Below are 17,323 nucleotides of genomic sequence, written 5' to 3' on the forward strand. Positions count from 1 at the left end.
AAGGCCCTTTGCGTGATGCACGAAAGGGCCGTGCGTCATCGGTCAGCGCAGGTCCTGCACCATCTCGGTCAGTACGCTCAGCACGTCCTTGCCCAGTTGCGCCGAGCGCTTGCCGGACCAGCCGGTGACCGGGTCAGGGGCGTTGTCGTTGTCCTTGAATGGCATCTCCAGGGTCAGCGACAGGCATTTGTAGCGTTCGCCGACACTGTTGCAGGCCAGGTTCATGTTGGCCTTGCCCGGTGCGCTGCGTGGGTAGCCGTACACACTCTGGAAGTCCACGGTGATTTCGCCCAGCCGGCGGCGGAATTGTTCTTCCAGTTGTTGTTGCTTTGCCGTGTAGCCAGGGTTGCCTTCGCAGGCTGCGGTGAAGACGTAGGGAATCTCTTCATCGCCGTGCACGTCCAGGAACATGTCGACCCCGTATTGCTCCATCTGCTGTTTGACGAAGAACACCTCAGGGCTGAGTGCGTCGGTGCTGTCCTGCCAGGCGCGATTCAGGTCTTTGCCACTGGCATTGGTGCGCAGATGGCCGTGGAAGGCACCGTCCGGATTCATATTCGGCACCAGATACAGATCGGCGTAGGCCAGCAGCTGGTCCAATGACGCATCGCCCTGTTGTTGAAGGCGCTCGATCACCCCTTCCATGAACCACTCGGCCATGTGCTCACCCGGATGCTGCTGGGCAATGATCCATATGTTGTGCTTGCCCTCAGCACCATCGCCCTTGCGCAGCAGCTGAAGGTCGCGGCCTTCGACGCTTTTGCCGGTCGCCAGCAGTTGCATGCCAGCCTCGCCCAAGGCTTGCTCAATAAGTACCTCGTGACGGTCGCGGCTGTAAGGTTCGAAGTAAGCGAACCAGATCTGCGTTTCGCTCGGCGAAAGCCCGAAGTTCAGTGCCTTGCCGTCAAAGTTCGACGCCACGCGGAACCAGTTCTGGTGGTCGTAGGAGGCGACTGCGTTGTAGCCGGTCCACGCGCTGTTGAACGTCGACTCGCTGGCGTTGGTCAGGCTGAATTCATGGTGGGCACCCACTTGCATGCCTTCAACCTTGAAATGAAACCACTGGAAGTGAGGGCTTTGGGTGTCTGGCCGGATCGCCAGTTTGAGGGCGGACGAATCGCTGGCATCCAGCACCTGAATGTTGCCGCTGTCGAAGTCTGAACTGATGGTAAGGGTCAAGGTGCGTTCCTGCGTCCGTGAATGCGTCAAGGCAGCTACTTTACACCCATCACTCTGACCCGGACTTCTCTGAAACGGTCATTCAGCGTCAGGAAAACGCCTCGGCCGTGACCATCAGGCTGCAAATAAATGCAGTGAGCAGGCACCAGGCTAGATAGACGCGTCGTTTGCGTCGATGCCAGCCGTTGGCACCCATCAGGGAGGCGGGTGCCTGCAAGTCGCGCCAGATGCGTTCACTGTTCTGGAAAGCGACCAGGTGTCGGACGTCTTCGTCGAGCCAGTGGCGAAATTCGATCCGTTCACTGGCCGTTGCCGCAGGGCTTTGCAAATGCACGTACCAATGGCTGGCCTGCTCCTGAATCGCCTCGTCTTTCACGGTAATAAACCGATGAGCCTTTCTGAGCGCACGGGCCATTGCGCGCTCTACCTTGGCAAGGTCCACTTCCAGAAAGCAGGCAATATCGGCGTAGGGGAGGCCGTCCAGGCGGCTGAGCAGGAAAATCTGCCGGGTTCTGCGCGAGAGGCGGCCGAGCGTTCGGCTAAGCTCAGTCGTGTGGCGCGTCGGGCTCCGGTCAGGCAGACCGGTTTGAAGAGGGAGTGAAGACGAAAGCTGGCTACTCATGATGAATCGCTCGCAGGTCTTTCATAGATATTCTTCCGTGGGCCTATAGATTTCATCCATGAGACGGTGCGTCTGTTGAATGCGAGAATCGTTCTCGGGTGTAAAAGGGCTGCAATTACCGTTTATGTGCATGGCGAAGTGATTTGAGGCGCGAAAAACTGACCCTGATCAATGCAGGTTTGATAGTATCCGCGCCATCGCGTCTAACCAACGCAGCGTTGATCGTTTGTTCTTAGCGCATCAACGCACAACCAAGACTTCATTAGCCTGAAGCAGCGAAAAAACCAAAAAAATACCCGGCAATAAGCCGGGTCAAGAACCGTGATTAGCCTGATGAGGAGATAATCTGGAAGCCGACCTAAGACTTCCGGGTTATCCAGCAAGTCTCGCGACCAGCTGATGCAATAGTAATCATTATCATTTGCAAGTCAAATGTTTTTCTTGCCCTCATTGATATAAATAACCCCTCAGTGCCGCTGATGGGCTATTTCCCCCGTCTGCATTCCTGCGCTTTTCCCCTCAATTCAGTGGTAATTCCGTGGTGCGCTTGACGGTGCTCATGGCGATGTTGGAGTGTGCTTCATGCACATGGGGCAGTTGCAGCAGGTGATCCCGCAGAAAGCGTTCGTAGCTGGCGATGTCCTGTGCAACGACCTTGAGCATGAAGTCCATGCCTCCCGCCATCGTGTAGCACTCCAGCACTTCCGGATGTCCGATGATGGCTTCTTCGAATTCCGCCAGATAACGCCTGCCGTGGCCCGACAGCTTGACCTCGACGAACACCGTCATGCTCAGGCCCAGTTTTTTTGCGCTTAGCAACGCCACGGTGCGCTCGATAACACCGTCTTCCTGAAGTCTGTGAATGCGGCGCCAGCAGGGCGATTGCGACAGCTCGACGCGCTCGGCGATTTCCGCAGCCGAGAGATCGGCGTCATGTTGCAACAAGCGAAGAATCTTGCGATCGATGGGGCTCAATTTAAGTTGCATGAATTGACCTTGTTTTTTGTTTTTTTCGAAAAGGACATGCTCAATCTCAGCAGATATTTGTCAATTTAGAAAGAAAAAGCCTCTTTTCTACAGGCAGTCTAATGACAAGGCCGCCGGGCTGGACCGACTCGGCGAGATGGACCTTACTCATAAGAAAGCCTGAATAAAAACAAGAGAGGTAATCGCATGTCCCTGGCTGATATTCGTCTGGACGATAAATACCGGCTCGCCACCGGCAACCTGTACCTGACCGGTACGCAGGCGCTGACCCGGCTGCCTATGTTGCAAAAGCAGCGTGACGAAGCGCGCGGGCTCAACACGGCAGGATTTATTTCCGGTTATCGCGGCTCACCTTTGGGCAATCTGGACAAGAGCCTCTGGGACGCCAAGGATTATCTCCAGCAGAACGCCATTCACTTTCAGCCGGGCATCAACGAAGAGCTGGCGGCTACGGCAGTGTGGGGCAGCCAGCAGGTCAATCTGTTCCCCCAAGGCAAATACGACGGCGTATTCGCGCTCTGGTACGGCAAAGGGCCGGGTGTCGACCGCTGCGGTGATGTGTTCAAACACGGCAATTCGGCGGGGGTGGCGGCCAACGGCGGTGTGCTGATCCTGGCGGGGGACGACCACGGCTGTAAATCGTCGACCATCGCTCACCAGAGCGAACATGCGTTTATTGCCTCGATGATCCCGGTACTCAATCCCAGTAACGTTCAGGAAATTCTCGACTACGGCATCATCGGCTGGGAACTGTCGCGCTACAGCGGGTGCTGGGTGGCGATGAAAACCATCGCCGAGAACGTCGACTCGTCGGCCGTGGTCGAGGTCGACCCGCTGCGCATGCAGACGCGAATTCCCGATGATTTCGTGCTGCCCGAAGGTGGCTTGCACATTCGCTGGCCAGATCCGCCCCTTGCGCAGGAAGCGCGCCTCAACACCTACAAAATCTATGCTGCGCGTGCCTTTGCCCGCGCAAACCAGCTCAATAAAGTCGTGGTCGATTCTGCGCAGCCGCGCCTGGGCATCGTCACAACCGGCAAATCCTATCTGGATGTACGTCAGGCGCTTGAGGAGCTGGGCATCGATGAGCAATTGTGCGATCAGGTCGGTATCCGGGTGCTCAAGGTCGGCATGAGCTGGCCACTGGAACCGGTTTCGGTTCACGACTTCGCCCAAGGGCTGGACGAGATTCTAGTGGTTGAGGAGAAGCGCAGCGTTATCGAGGATCAACTGACCGGCCAGCTCTATAACTGGCCGGTGGATCGTCGTCCCGTCGTGGTGGGGGAGTTCGACGAGCAAGGCCGCTCGCTGCTGCCCAACCTGAGCGAGTTGACGCCAGCGATGATCGCTCGGGTCATCGCCAAGCGGCTGGCTCCGTTCTATAGCAGCCCGCAGATCGAAGCGCGCCTGCAGTTTCTAAGCGACAAGGAAAAAGCCCTCCAAGCGCCGTTGTTCAACACCCAGCGCACCCCGCATTTCTGTTCCGGCTGCCCGCATAACACCTCCACCCGCGTGCCTGAGGGCAGTCGCGCGCTGGCGGGTATTGGCTGCCATTACATGACCATCTGGATGGATCGGGCCACCGACACCTTCACCCAGATGGGGGGCGAGGGCGTGACGTGGATTGGTCAGGCGCCGTTTACCGAAACGCCCCACGTGTTCCAGAACCTGGGGGATGGCACCTACTTTCACTCCGGGCACCTGGCAGTGCGGGCTGCGGTCGCCTCCAAGGTCAATATCACTTACAAGATTCTCTACAACGATGCCGTTGCCATGACGGGCGGCCAGCCCATCGACGGTGTGCTGCGTGTCGATCAGTTGAGCCGTCAGGTGTTCAACGAGGGCGTGCAGCGCATTGCGCTGGTGTCCGACGAGCCGGACAAATACCCGAGCAGAGAAGGTTTTGCACCGATCACCACGTTCCACCATCGTCGGGACCTGGACAGCGTGCAGCGTGAACTGCGCGAGTTCAAAGGTGTTTCGGTGATCATTTACGACCAGACCTGCGCCACCGAGAAACGCCGTCGCCGCAAGCGCGGCACCATGCCCGACCTGGAAAAACGCGCCTTGATCAATCCGGCGGTGTGTGAGGGCTGCGGTGATTGTGGCGTCAAATCCGGTTGCCTGTCTGTGTTGCCCAAAGAAACCGCTCAGGGCCGCAAGCGGGAAATTGATCAAAATGCCTGCAACAAGGATTTCAGCTGCGTCGAAGGTTTCTGCCCAAGCTTCGTCACGGTTCATGGCGGCAAGTTGCGCAAGCCAACGCTGCCCAAGCAGGTCGATGCGTTCGCCACATTGCCGGAGCCGACCCTGCCGTCGCTGGAACGGCCGTTCAACATTTTGTTGCCTGGCGTAGGCGGTACGGGTGTGACCACTGTCGGTGCCATGCTCGGTTATGCCGCCAACCTGGAAGGCAAAGGGTGCAGCGTGCTTGATCAGGCCGGGCTGGCGCAGAAATTCGGTCCGGTGGTCAGCCACATCCGCATCGCTGCCCGTCAGCAGGACCTGTTCGCGGTGCGCATTGCGGCCGGTGAGGCGCATCTGTTGTTGGGGTGCGACCTGTTGGTCGCAGCAGGTCCCGATGCGATCGCCAAACTCGACAGCGCGATATCTCACGCGGTGGTCAACAGCCAACAAACGCCCACAGCAGAGTTCACCCGCAACCCGGATGCGGTTTTCCCGGTCGATGCCATGAAGCAGACCATTATTGATGCGGTAGGCGCGCACAAGACTCATTTTGTCGAAGCGACTTCGCTAGCCACCCGACTGATGGGCGACAGCATCGCCAGTAACCTGTTCATGCTCGGCTACGCCTATCAATTGGGGTTGATTCCACTGACTTCGCAGGCTATCGAAAAGGCTATCGAGCTCAATGGCGTTTCGGTGAGCCTTAACCAGCAGGCGTTTGTGTGGGGACGTCGCACCGCACATGATCCGGCCGCTGTCGAAGCCTTCGTCAATCCGCAACAGCAGCCTGTGCAACCCCCGCAACTGACGCTGGAGCAGCGTATCCAGAGCAACCTGGACACACTGGCCCAGTATCAGACCCCAGACTACGCCGAGCGCTACCTGAAGCTGGTTCAACAGGTTCGCGATGCAGAATCAACACTGTTCCCTGGCCAGCAGCCCATGTTGACCGAGGCGGTGGCGTTCAACTACTTCAAATTGTTGGCCTACAAGGATGAATACGAGGTCGCGCGGCTTTACAGCAACGGCGATTTCACCAGGCAACTGGAGGCGCAGTTCGAAGGCGATTACCGTCTGGAGTTCCATCTGGCACCTTCATGGCTGGCCAAGCGCGACCCGCACACCGGGCAGCCGCGCAAACGCAGCTTCGGTCCGTGGATGCTACGTGCGTTCGACGTACTCGCGAAATTCAAGTTCTTGCGTGGTACAGCCTTCGATCCCTTCGGCTACAGCCTGGAACGGCGCCAGGAGCGTGAGCTGATCGAGCGCTACGTGAGTGACGTCGAGCTGATCCTCAAGCACCTGCAAGCGGGCAATCGTCATACAGCCTTGAGCCTGGCGCGTCTGCCTGAGCGGATTCGTGGCTACGGATACGTCAAGGAAAGCGCCATGAAGGCTGCTGCCCTGCAGGCCAATGTGCTGCGTCGCAGCCTGGAGAGCGGGGAGGTCGCAGCGCCGAAATTATACGAGGTGGCTGCATAACGACGGATTTGTCACACCTTGGCAGTGGCCTGCTGATTGCGCATTCTCAGCGGATGCGCAATCCCTGGCCACCGCAAGGTCCGCATACTTTACGTTGAGCTGACGCGCAATGCGGGTCAGTCGATCAATACCATCACACTGTTGATCTCGATCATCGAGACAATGAACCTCCAGATTGCCGCGCCATCCGGTATGCATGAACACTGCGTGCCGGATCAACGTCCCCATACCTGCATCGCGTAATCGACAAAGCTGCGCAGCTTCGGCAAGCGATAGCGATCCTGCACGTACAGCAGGTTCATCCGCCGCCTGGGCAGTTGATAATCTGGCAGCAACGCGACCATCTTGCCGTCCAGCAGGTCGCGGTGTACCAGCGCATCGGGCAGCATCACGATACCCATGCCCGCGCGAGCGGCCTGATACAGGCCGGACGACGTGTTGATGACCATTGAGCCGTTCACGTCCACCAGCACCTCTCCTTCAGCACCGGTCATGCGCCAGCGCTTGCCTGCATCGCGCCATTCGTCGCCCTCCGGGTAGGCGAACGCCAGGCAGTTATGGGCGCGCAAATCCTCGGGACTGGTCGGCGTGCCGTAACGTTTAAGGTAGTCGGGTGACGCACAGATAGTCAGGGTGTAGTCCTGCAAAGGTCTGGCAATCAACGGTGATGACTCCGCCACCGCGCCCAGGCGAATAGCAATGTCGAATCCGTTGTCGACCAGGTTCAGCAATTGATTGGTCAATACCAGATCGAACCGGACATCCGGAAAGCGTCGGGAAAATTCACATAACGCGGGTGCGAGTACTTCTGAGCCGAAGGTGAGCGGTGCGGTGATCCGCAAGGTCCCGGTCGGCTCGCCCTGCGCCTGCTCGGCAAGCTGCTCGGATTCGGCCACCAGCCCCAAAACCACCAGGCAGCGCTCGTAATAGGCCGTGCCGAATTCGGTCAGGCGCTGACGACGCGTGGTTCGGGTAAGCAGGCTCACGCCCAGACGTTGCTCCAGCGAACGAAGGTGATTGCTGACCATCGTGGTGGAGATCGAGCACGCCTGAGCCGCAGCCGTCAGGCTTCCGGTTTCAACGACTTTTACATAGACCGACATCGCTTGGAACAGGTCCATTATCAACTCCAGCTTTAAGATGTTTGAAGTGTTTGGCTGTTTATCCATTAAGGGTGGTTAACCATACTTCAAAAACACCTATGCACCTATGGAGCTTCACGATATGACCGCCGCCTGCCTGATGACCACGTATCCACCCTCGACCTTGAGTTTCACCCACGGCCTGGGGACACGCATGTGGGATAAGGCGGGCCGCGAGTATCTGGATGCGGTGGCAGGCGTGGCCGTTACTAACGTGGGCCACTCTCACCCTTGGCTGGTCGAAGCGATTCGTGACCAGGCCGGCTTGTTGTTGCACACCTCCAATCTCTACAGCATTGACTGGCAGCAGCGTCTGGCCGTCAAACTGGCGGAGCTGTCAGGCCTGGATCGGGTGTTTTTCAATAACTCGGGGGCCGAGGCCAACGAAACCGCTCTCAAGCTGGCGCGTCTGTATGGCTGGCACAAGCACATCGAGCAGCCGTTGGTGGTGGTGATGGAGAACGCGTTTCACGGGCGCACGCTGGCCACGCTGTGCGCCAGCGATGGTCCGGCGGTGCGTCTGGGCTATGGCACCTTGCCGGGGGACTTCATCAAAGTGCCGTTTGGCGATCTTGCCGCTTTTGACAAGGTTTGTGTCACGTACGGTCATCGGATCAGCGCTGTGCTGGTCGAACCGATTCAGGGCGAGGGCGGAGTTCATGGCGCGCCTGCCGGCTATCTGAAGGCCCTGCGTGAGCGCTGCACGCGGCGCGACTGGCTGCTGATGCTCGATGAAATTCAGACCGGTATGGGACGTACCGGCAAGTGGTTCGCCTTTCAGCACGAAAGCATGGTGCCGGACGTCATCACCCTGGCTAAGGGGCTGGGCAATGGTGTGCCCATAGGTGCCTGCGTGGCGCTGGGCAAGGCGGCGCAGTTGTTCACGCCGGGCAGTCATGGCAGCACGTTTGGCGGCAACCCGTTGGCATGCAGGGCCGGGTGTACAGTCATCGACATCATCGAACGGCAAGGGCTGGTGGACAATGCCCGGCAACAGGGAGCGTTGTTGCTAAGCAGGCTCAAAGACGTGTTGCAAGGGCACCCTCAGGTACTGGACGTCCGGGGAAGGGGGCTGATGATCGGTATCGAGTTACGTCACGCCATACCCGAACTGACGCGGCTGGCAGCGCAGCATCATGGCCTGTTGATCAACGTGACCAGGGGTAAGGTCATCCGCCTGTTGCCGCCTCTGGTGCTGGATGGCGTCGAGGTGGAGATGATTGTGCAGGGGATTATCGCAACGCTCGACAGCGCTGCCGCTCAACCGGTCAAGCGGCTGGCCTGAGATGAAGGTTTGAGGGCAGGGGCTATCCTGGGCTATACCGACATGACCCATATGCGGTAGAACAGGGGCGCATTGCGTGTGTCGACGCAATGGCTACCCCAATGGATTTGAAAGGAGCCCACCATGCTAATCCGGTCCCTGACCCTCGCCAGTCTGTTTGTCGCAGCCGGGCTTGCCGCTAGCGGCCCCGCGCTTGCCGCCGACAGTGGCAGCCCCTTGGCGCAGGAGCGCGGCAAGACGCGTCCCTTGATAATCATCGCTCCGAGCACAGTCGATCCGACGCTTGTCAGCATCAAAAAGGCGCTGGACGAGCCCGCCAACCGCGAAGCGTTTGCGCAACGCAATATGGTGCTGTTCACGGTGGTCAATACCATTGGCGAGCGCAACGGCAAAACGATGGACGCTCAGTCGACCATGTCCCTGATCCGCGAATTGAAACTGGGGGCGGGTGCGAAAACCAAGGTCATTCTGGTGGGCAAGGACGGGGAGAAGAAGATCGAGAAGGAAGGTGTGGTCGACCCCAAGGAGATTTTTGCGACCATCGATCAGATGCCGATGCGTGAGCGTGAGGCTGCCGCTCCGCCGCCCGAGCCGGAGCCCAAACCGGCACCTGCCGAGAAGAACGCTAAACCGGGCAAGGCCGCACCGGCAGGCAAAACGCTTGACGACTGATCGTGATGCGTGGAGATGTTGATGGGTCAGAGGCACAGCGGCATCTCCCCGTGACCGTCACTCGCCGCGAATGTATTGCTCGAGTTGCTGGATCAGACTGGCCTGTTCATCGATGGCTTCCTTCACAAGGTCGCCGATGGACAGCAGGCCCAACAGTTCGCCGTTTTCCACGACCGGCAGGTGGCGCAAGTGGCTGTCGGTCATGATGCCCATGCAGGCTTCGACGGTTTGCTGCGAGTCCACGGTAATCACCTTGCTGCTCATGATGGCGCTCACGGGGGTGCCCACGGACGAACGCCCCATGAGAATCATCTTGCGTGCATAGTCGCGCTCGCTCACGACGCCTACCACTCTGCCATTTTCGACCACCGGCAGAGCACCGATATTCTTTTCGGCCATCAGCCTGAGCGCATCGAGCACCATCTGATCGGGACCGATGGTATGCACCTGCTGGTTCTGTTCCGCTTTCAATTTCAATAACTGGGCGACGGTTTTCATGGTGCTCTCCGGGGTGTGAATGACGCCGTGTCTTGGCACAAGGCTGTCTTCTGCAGAATCGTGCAGTCCGTGCGATCCGGCAAGTGGTAAAGCGACATCCAGTAGTCCGGAACCCGACAGTCAGCTTTGCAACTCGAGTGTCTGAGTCTGAACGGCCTCTAGAAATGACGACAGCGGCATAGGCCTGTTCAAGTAATAGCCTTGGGCTTCGTCACACGCCAGCGATTGCAGGCACGCGAGTTGCTGCGCGGTTTCGACGCCTTCGGCGGTAATGGTCATGGACAGGCTGCGGCCCAGCTGGATGATGGCCTGCACAATCGACAGGCTCTGAGTATTTGAGTCGATCTCGTTGATAAAGCTGCGGTCGATCTTCAGTGCGTCGAACGGGAACATCTTCAAATAGCTCAGCGAGGAGTATCCGGTGCCGAAATCATCCATCGACAGCCTCACGCCCAGCGTCTTGAGTTCGTTGATCAGCTTCAGGGCGGCTTGTGCGTCCTGGATCATGACCCGTTCGGTCACTTCCAGCTCCAGGCGATGGCTGGGTAAGCCGGTAGTGGCCAAGACCTGACGCACACGTTCCACCAGGCCTGGGGTTCGAAACTCCACGGCAGAGATATTGACCGACACACGCAGCGTGTCCTTCCAGCCCGCCGCATCGCTGCAGGCCCGGTGCAGAACCCAGTCACTGAGCGACAGAATCAAGCCGTTTTCTTCGGCCAGACCGATGAACTGATCGGGCATGCACAGGCCAAGAGTAGGGTGTTCCCAGCGGATCAGCGCTTCGGCACCGGAAATCCTGCCGGTCTGGATGCAATAGCGCGGCTGATAGCGCAATGTGAACTCATCGTTCTTGATGGCCACACGCAGGCTCTTTTCCATTTCCCGCAATTGAGCGATGCGCGAACTCATGATCTGTTCGTAGAAGCGCCAGGTGTTGCGTCCGTCCTTTTTGGCCTGATACAGCGCCAGGTCGGAAAAGCGGATGAGGTCCTGGCTGTCTTGTGCATGAAGCGGGCACCGCGCGATCCCGATACTCAAGCCAATGAACACTTCCTGGTTGTTGACGGTGAAAGGACGGCCAATGTGGCGTATCAGGCGTTCACACAAACGCTCGACGTCAGCAAGGCTGGTCGTGACCATCAGAAACTCGTCACCACCCTGCCTGGCCAGCAGGCTGTCAGGCGGCAGACAGAACGCCAGTCGCTCCGCGACCTCTCTGAGCACACCGTCTCCGACACTGTGGCCGAAGATATCGTTGACGGGTTTGAAGCTGTCCAGATCCATGTTCAGCATCGTCAGGGCGAAGGTCGGCTCATGACGCTGTTCGAGGGTCCGATTGAGGAAGGCTTGCATCTGCGTGCGATTAGGCAGGCCGGTCAAGGCGTCATGCTGAGACAGATGGAACAGCCGCGACTGGTTTTCCACTTCCTGCGTGATATCCGAGGCGATGCCCAGATAGCCGACGATCAGCGCATCGCGCACGATGGGCCTGACCGCGATGTTGCTCGTGCGAACCGTGCCCTGTAGCGAACGGTGCGTGCAGCGCAACACGGCGCGTTCTTCGAGGGGGCGCTCATGCCGAACCCAGTGGGTCAAAGACTGGGTCTGACAGTGCAGCAACTGGTCCAGGTAGCGGCCTATCCAAGGGTGTGCAGCATGCCCCGTGACACGGGTAAAACGTTCTGACAGGTAGGTGATGCGCAAGTCGACATCGGTTTCCCACACCCAGTCCGAGGCCGTTTCGGCGACGTTTCGAAAACGCTCTTCGCTGCTGGCCAGGGCCGTACGGTTCTGAGTGATGAGTTCAAACTGCCTGTCCATCAGTTCGGCGGTCCTGATGGTCTTTCTGGCCACGCGTCGAGCAATGAAAATCAGCGTGATGAGAAAGACGATCAGCACCGGCAGCAAGCCGCTGATCAGCTTTAAACCCGGCTGCTCGGGGTCCCAGCGCAACAACATTCCGGTTTCGACCTCCGCAGAGGGAAAGCGTCTTGCATCCTCGGCGTCTGCGGCTTTGCGCAAGCCCTGGATACCGTAGAGCGAACCCATGTCCTTGAGTTTTTCGGGGGTGAGCTTATACGCCAGGACGAGTATCGACTGAGCGGACTCGGTTTCCTGCACCTGCTCATCGCCGCCCGTAGTGAGGGGGGCTGCGATCAGCAGTACCGGGACATGATTGACCTTGCGTATCTGCGTGAAGACTTCATCGGCATCACCGCGCTCGCGGGCCTGGCTAATGATCTGATCCTGGCCACTGTCCAGCCAATCGGTCAGTTGCAGGGTGGCCAGTTCACCATTATTGACGGCATAAGAGGTCTGATCCTGACCGTCGACAACAAAGACCCCTTCGAAGCCGAAGTCGGTGTACAAGGAAGCGCCCAGGTTATTGCGTGTATAAGCCCAGTCCTTGTCGACCTGTATATGCAAATGCTTGTAGGCGTCGCCCCAGTAGGCGTTGTCCTTGAAGGTCGCGATCAGGGTCTTTTCCCGGGACTGCCAGACGTTCTCGACCAATTGCTGACTGTGCAGCCCGGCGTTGCGATTCAATTGATAAGCGATATAGAGAAGGGATACGAGCATCACGAGCGAAAGCGCGCCCAGCAGCCCGGTCATGGTCATGAGGGTTCGGCGTGCCAGAAAAGTGTTACCTGCAACGGCCTTTGGCGCAGGGTCGAAAGAGTCGAGCGATTTCATTACAGCTATTCCATGGTCGATGACGTCAACACGGCGGGTTGAAGGCAATGGCTGTCGTCTGCGACACCCTTGCTTCACTCGCCCAGGCCTGGAGCGCTCACTCTGACGTTCAGTCCATGATCAGGTACTTATATCGGGATATCGGCATCGGTATATGTTTCTTGAACCGACCATCAGGCGCGCCTTTACCGCGATAGCCACGTAGAATCGGCCTCTGAGTCGTCTGATCGAGGTTGCAACGTTGGATTTACAGCAAGGCTTCATCCTGAGTCGGCACTGGCAGGACACGCCGGCGGGGACTGAAGTCGACTTCTGGCTGGCGACCGATGACGGCCCACGTCATCTCCGCCTGCCATGCCAGCCCTCCGTCGCGTTCATCCCCGTTGAACAGCAAGAGCGCGCCCGCTCATTGCTGCGCGGCGAACGTGGTGTGGAGTTGCGGCCTCTGCAACTGAGCGATTTTCGCCATCGACCGGTGCTGGGCGTTTACTGCCAGCAGCATCGGCAACTGATGAATATCGAAAAACTACTGCGCAAAGGCAACGTGGACGTCTACGAAGCCGATATTCGTCCGCCCGAACGCTACCTGATGGAGCGTTTCATCACCGCCCCCGTGCAGTTCAGTGGCACAGCGAATGCCGAAGGCGTGCTTTGTGAGGCGCAGATCAAGCCTGCTTCAAGCTACCGACCCCGGTTGAAGCTGGTGTCTCTGGACATCGAAACCACTGCGCGTGGCGAACTCTATTCGATTGCACTGCAAGGCTGTGGTCAGCGTCAGGTCTACATGCTGGGACCGGCCAACGGGAGCGACGAAGCGCTGGATTTTCAGCTCGATTACTGCGACACCCGAGCCCAGTTGCTGGAGCGCCTGAACGACTGGCTGGTCCTGCATGACCCTGACGCGATCATTGGCTGGAACGTGGTGCAATTCGATCTGCGGGTCCTGCATGAGCACGCGCAACGCTTGAATGTGCCGCTCAAACTGGGGCGTGGTGGCGAAGCGATGGGGTGGCGGGAGCATGGCAGCCGAAACAATCATTTCTTTGCCGACATCAGTGGTCGCTTGGTCATCGACGGGATCGAAGCGTTGCGTTCGGCGACCTGGAGCTTTCCCTCGTTCAGCCTTGAGAACGTCGCGCAGACGCTGCTGGGCGAAGGCAAGGCCATCAGCACGCCTTACCAGCGCATGGATGAAATCAACCGCATGTTCGCCGAGGACAAGCCGGCGCTGGCACGTTACAACATCAAGGACTGCGAGCTGGTGACGCGAATCTTCGCCAAGACCCAGTTGCTGACCTTCCTGCTGGAGCGCGCCACGGTGACCGGGTTGCCCGCCGACCGCAGTGGCGGTTCAGTTGCGGCTTTCTGCCATTTGTACATTCCGTTGATGCACCGCCAGGGGTTCGTCGCGCCCAACCTGGGCGAGCGCCTGCCGGAGGCCAGCCCTGGCGGCTTTGTGATGGACTCGCAACCGGGGCTGTATGAGTCTGTGCTGGTGCTGGACTACAAGAGCCTGTATCCCTCGATCATCAGGACCTTTCTCATCGACCCGGTCGGGCTGATCGAGGGCCTGCGTCATCCAGAGGACAGCGAGTCGGTGCCGGGCTTTCGCGGCGCTCGGTTTTCCCGCACCCGACACAGCCTGCCCGCCATCGTCGAGCGGGTGTGGCAGGGGCGCGATACGGCCAAACGCGAGCAGAACGCGCCGCTTTCCCAAGCGTTGAAAATCATCATGAACGCATTCTACGGGGTGTTGGGTTCCAGCGGCTGCCGGTTCTTCGATCCCAGGCTGGCCTCGTCCATCACCTTGCGCGGGCATGAAATCATGCTCAAGACCCGCGAGCTTATTCAGGCCCAGGGTTACACCGTCATCTACGGCGACACGGATTCCACGTTCGTCTGGCTGGGCCGTCCACACGGTCAGGAGGAAGCGGCCGGCATTGGCAAGTCGCTGGTTCAGCAGGTCAACGACTGGTGGCATGAGCATTTGCAGACCACTTATGGGCTGGAGAGCGCCCTGGAGTTGCAATACGAAACCCACTTCAAACGCTTTCTGATGCCGACCGTTCGCGGCGCGGAAGAGGGCAGCAAGAAGCGTTATGCCGGACTGGTCACGCGCGCCGATGGCACCGAAGAGATGGTTTACAAGGGGCTGGAAACCGTTCGCACCGACTGGTCACCGCTGGCCCAGCGATTTCAGCAAGAGTTGTACCTGCGCATCTTCAAGCGTCAGCCCTATCAGGACTATGTGCGCGATTACGTGCAGCGTACGCTGACAGGCGAACTGGATGACCTGCTGATCTACCGCAAGCGCCTACGCCGCAAGCTGGACGACTATCAGCGCAACGTGCCGCCCCATGTGCGCGCAGCGCGCATTGCCGATGATTACAACGATCAGCAGGGCCGTCCACGCCAGTATCAGAGCGGCGGCTGGATCAGCTACGTGATGACGGTCGCAGGCCCCGAGCCGCTGGAAATCCGCACGGCACCCATCGATTACGATCACTACGTGACCCGCCAGCTGCAACCGTTGGCCGATGCGATTTTGCCATTTGTGGATGACGATTTCGGCACCTTGATCGGCGGGCAGTTGGGACTGTTTTAATATTTTGGCATTCGTCGGGCAGGCATTCGCTCGCCTACCGAACATGATGGCGCCCTAAGGACTCAGTGTGAGCAGAGAACAGCTGGAACAGCAGCAAATTCCGATCTATTTCGTTGCCGTGCTTATGGCGGCTGTCGGTGGACTGCTCGCCCCTGTCGCCGCGCAGACGCTGGGTGTGCTGGTGATGCCGGCAATTGCCGTGCTCATGTATGCAATGTTTCTGCAGATCCCGTTTCTGGACCTGCGCCAAGGGCTTGGCAACAAGCGTTTCATGCTTGCGCTGCTGGTCGCCAATTTTGTCGTGATTCCGGCGCTGGTGTGGGTCCTGACCCGAGGACTGAGCGGGCACACGGCGATTCTGGTGGGGGCCTTGCTGGTGCTGCTGACACCCTGTATCGATTACGTCGTGGTGTTCACGCACTTGGGTAAAGGCGATTCACGGTTGACACTGGCGGCCACGCCCTTGCTGCTTCTGCTCCAACTGGTGTTGCTGCCGCTGTATCTGGCGCTGATGCTGGGGAGCGAGTCGGCGGTTGCGATCTCCATCAGCCCCTTCGTCGAAGCGTTTTTGGTGCTGATCGTTTTGCCGCTGGTGCTGGCGGTGGTGACGGCCGCTGGCATCAAGCGATCCGTTGTCATTGCGCGCTGGAGCGATGCCTGGGCATGGATGCCTGTCCCAGCGATGGCTGCGGTCCTGGTCGCGGTGATCGGTTCGCAGATCGCGTCGGTTGTGAACAGCCTGGACCAACTGCTACCCGCCATTGCGGTGTACCTGGCGTTCATGGTTCTGGCACCGCTGGCCGGTGCGCTGGTGGGCAGGGTCTTTAAGCTGCCTGCAGCCAGCGTCAGGTCGGTGGCCTTCAGTACGTCTACACGCAATTCTCTGGTGGTGCTGCCATTGGCCTTGGCGTTGCCAGAAGACATCCGGGCGCTCGCCGCTGCGGCCGTCATCACCCAGACGCTGATCGAGCTGGTGAGCGAATTGGTTTATATCCGCGCGATTCCGGCGTTGATCCGCAACACAGGGCAGGCGGCAACCATGCGCTGATCCGTCAGTCGGGCAGGCCCAGCGCTTCTGACAGCAGCGGCAGTAACTGCTCGCAAGACGCTTCGATCTTCATGTCCAACAGTTCATCGGCGCGGGTCTTGCCGTGATTGATGGCAACGACCGGTTTACCCTGTTCGGCCATCGCCTTGCACAGGCGAAAGGCCGACCAGGCCATCAGCGACGTGCCCACCACTAACAGACCCTCTGCCTGTTCGGCATGGCGCATGGCGCTGGCTGCGGTGGGTGGTGCTACGTTTTCGCCGAAAAACACCACATCCGGCTTGAGCCGTTCGCCTCCACAATGAGGGCATTGCGGCACCTTGAAGCCCATCTCGAAGGCGGGGTCCAGCAGGGTGTCACCATCGGGTGCTTGTATGGCGTGGACGCCCAGCAGGTAAGGATTCTGCTCCAGCATCACGTCCTGGATCGCCGCACGGTCATGACGGTGATGACATTCCAGGCACAGCACCCGATGCAGGCTGCCATGCAGCTCGATGACCTCAGGGCTTCCAGCCTGGGTGTGCAAGGCGTCGACGTTCTGAGTGATCAACCCTGTAATGACGTTGCCGTTTTGCAACCGGGCCAGTGCCTGGTGCGCGGCATTGGGCTGTGCCACCCGGATTCTTGGCCAGCCCAGCATGGCGCGCGCCCAATAGCGCTGGCGGGCTGCCGGGTTGTTGACGAATTCCTGATACATCATGGGCTGTTTGCCGCGTCTTACGCCGTCCTTGTCGCGGTAATCGGGAATGCCGGATGCGGTGCTGATACCGGCACCTGTAATCACCAGAAACGGCCGCCCGGCCATGTCCTGAACAAGGGTGTCGAGCTGTTTGCGGGCAGGGCTGTCCAGCATGTCAAACCTCGGATGGTCGGCAGATCATGAATGTGACAGTACCACCGACTGTATTGTTCGTCGGCG

The 17,323-nt window shown here is 59.0% G+C and carries 12 protein-coding genes; 5 read left to right on the forward strand and 7 right to left on the reverse strand.

Going from position 1 to position 17,323, the window contains the following annotated elements:
* Positions 1-42: 42 nt before the first annotated feature.
* The 3 genes from ALP40_RS05420 to ALP40_RS05430 form a co-directional block, all read right to left on the reverse strand.
* Positions 43-1,179 (reverse strand): M14-type cytosolic carboxypeptidase, encoded by a 1,137-nt coding sequence (locus ALP40_RS05420; protein ID WP_122207235.1) that lies wholly within the window; start codon positions 1,177-1,179, stop codon positions 43-45.
* An 88-nt stretch (positions 1,180-1,267) separates the two neighbouring features.
* Positions 1,268-1,801, reverse strand: a complete 534-nt coding sequence (locus ALP40_RS05425) for a sigma factor-like helix-turn-helix DNA-binding protein (RefSeq protein WP_122207236.1) — start codon at positions 1,799-1,801, stop codon at positions 1,268-1,270.
* A gap of 519 nt (positions 1,802-2,320) precedes the next feature.
* Positions 2,321-2,788, reverse strand: a complete 468-nt coding sequence (locus tag ALP40_RS05430; RefSeq protein WP_122207237.1) for an Lrp/AsnC family transcriptional regulator — start codon at positions 2,786-2,788, stop codon at positions 2,321-2,323.
* A gap of 186 nt (positions 2,789-2,974) precedes the next feature.
* Between ALP40_RS05430 and ALP40_RS05435 the strand changes: the two genes are divergently transcribed.
* A complete protein-coding gene (locus ALP40_RS05435) occupies positions 2,975-6,457 on the forward strand; it encodes an indolepyruvate ferredoxin oxidoreductase family protein (protein ID WP_122207238.1) in 3,483 nt (1,160 codons plus the stop codon).
* Between the two features lie 215 nt (positions 6,458-6,672).
* Here ALP40_RS05435 and ALP40_RS05440 read toward each other — a convergent pair whose 3' ends face one another.
* Positions 6,673-7,578, reverse strand: a complete 906-nt coding sequence (locus tag ALP40_RS05440) for a LysR family transcriptional regulator (RefSeq protein ID WP_122207239.1) — start codon at positions 7,576-7,578, stop codon at positions 6,673-6,675.
* A gap of 103 nt (positions 7,579-7,681) precedes the next feature.
* On the opposite strand from ALP40_RS05440, the gene ALP40_RS05445 reads away from it, so the two are divergent.
* Complete coding sequence (locus ALP40_RS05445; RefSeq protein WP_122207240.1) at positions 7,682-8,884, forward strand: aspartate aminotransferase family protein; 1,203 nt, start codon at positions 7,682-7,684, stop codon at positions 8,882-8,884.
* A gap of 123 nt (positions 8,885-9,007) precedes the next feature.
* A complete protein-coding gene (locus ALP40_RS05450) occupies positions 9,008-9,556 on the forward strand; it encodes a DUF4174 domain-containing protein (protein WP_122207241.1) in 549 nt (182 codons plus the stop codon).
* Between the two features lie 57 nt (positions 9,557-9,613).
* On the opposite strand, the gene ALP40_RS05455 is transcribed toward ALP40_RS05450, so the two are convergent.
* Positions 9,614-10,054, reverse strand: coding sequence for a CBS domain-containing protein (locus ALP40_RS05455; RefSeq protein WP_122207242.1), 441 nt, complete (start codon positions 10,052-10,054; stop codon positions 9,614-9,616).
* A gap of 120 nt (positions 10,055-10,174) precedes the next feature.
* A complete protein-coding gene (locus ALP40_RS05460) occupies positions 10,175-12,751 on the reverse strand; it encodes an EAL domain-containing protein (protein WP_122207243.1) in 2,577 nt (858 codons plus the stop codon).
* A 241-nt stretch (positions 12,752-12,992) separates the two neighbouring features.
* Here ALP40_RS05460 and ALP40_RS05465 point away from each other — a divergent pair, with 241 nt between their 5' ends.
* Both ALP40_RS05465 and ALP40_RS05470 read left to right on the forward strand, forming a co-directional pair.
* Entirely contained in the window at positions 12,993-15,356 is a 2,364-nt protein-coding gene (locus ALP40_RS05465; RefSeq protein WP_122207244.1) for a DNA polymerase II, read from the forward strand.
* Positions 15,357-15,423: 67 nt separating this feature from the next.
* Entirely contained in the window at positions 15,424-16,404 is a 981-nt protein-coding gene (locus ALP40_RS05470; protein WP_122207245.1) for an arsenic resistance protein, read from the forward strand.
* A 4-nt stretch (positions 16,405-16,408) separates the two neighbouring features.
* Here the strand turns inward: ALP40_RS05470 and ALP40_RS05475 are convergent, their stop codons facing one another.
* Positions 16,409-17,257, reverse strand: a complete 849-nt coding sequence (locus tag ALP40_RS05475; protein WP_122207246.1) for an NAD-dependent protein deacetylase — start codon at positions 17,255-17,257, stop codon at positions 16,409-16,411.
* Positions 17,258-17,323 lie beyond the last annotated feature (66 nt).

It is taken from the genome of Pseudomonas viridiflava (assembly GCF_003702045.1).
GTDB lineage: Bacteria > Pseudomonadota > Gammaproteobacteria > Pseudomonadales > Pseudomonadaceae > Aquipseudomonas > Aquipseudomonas viridiflava_C.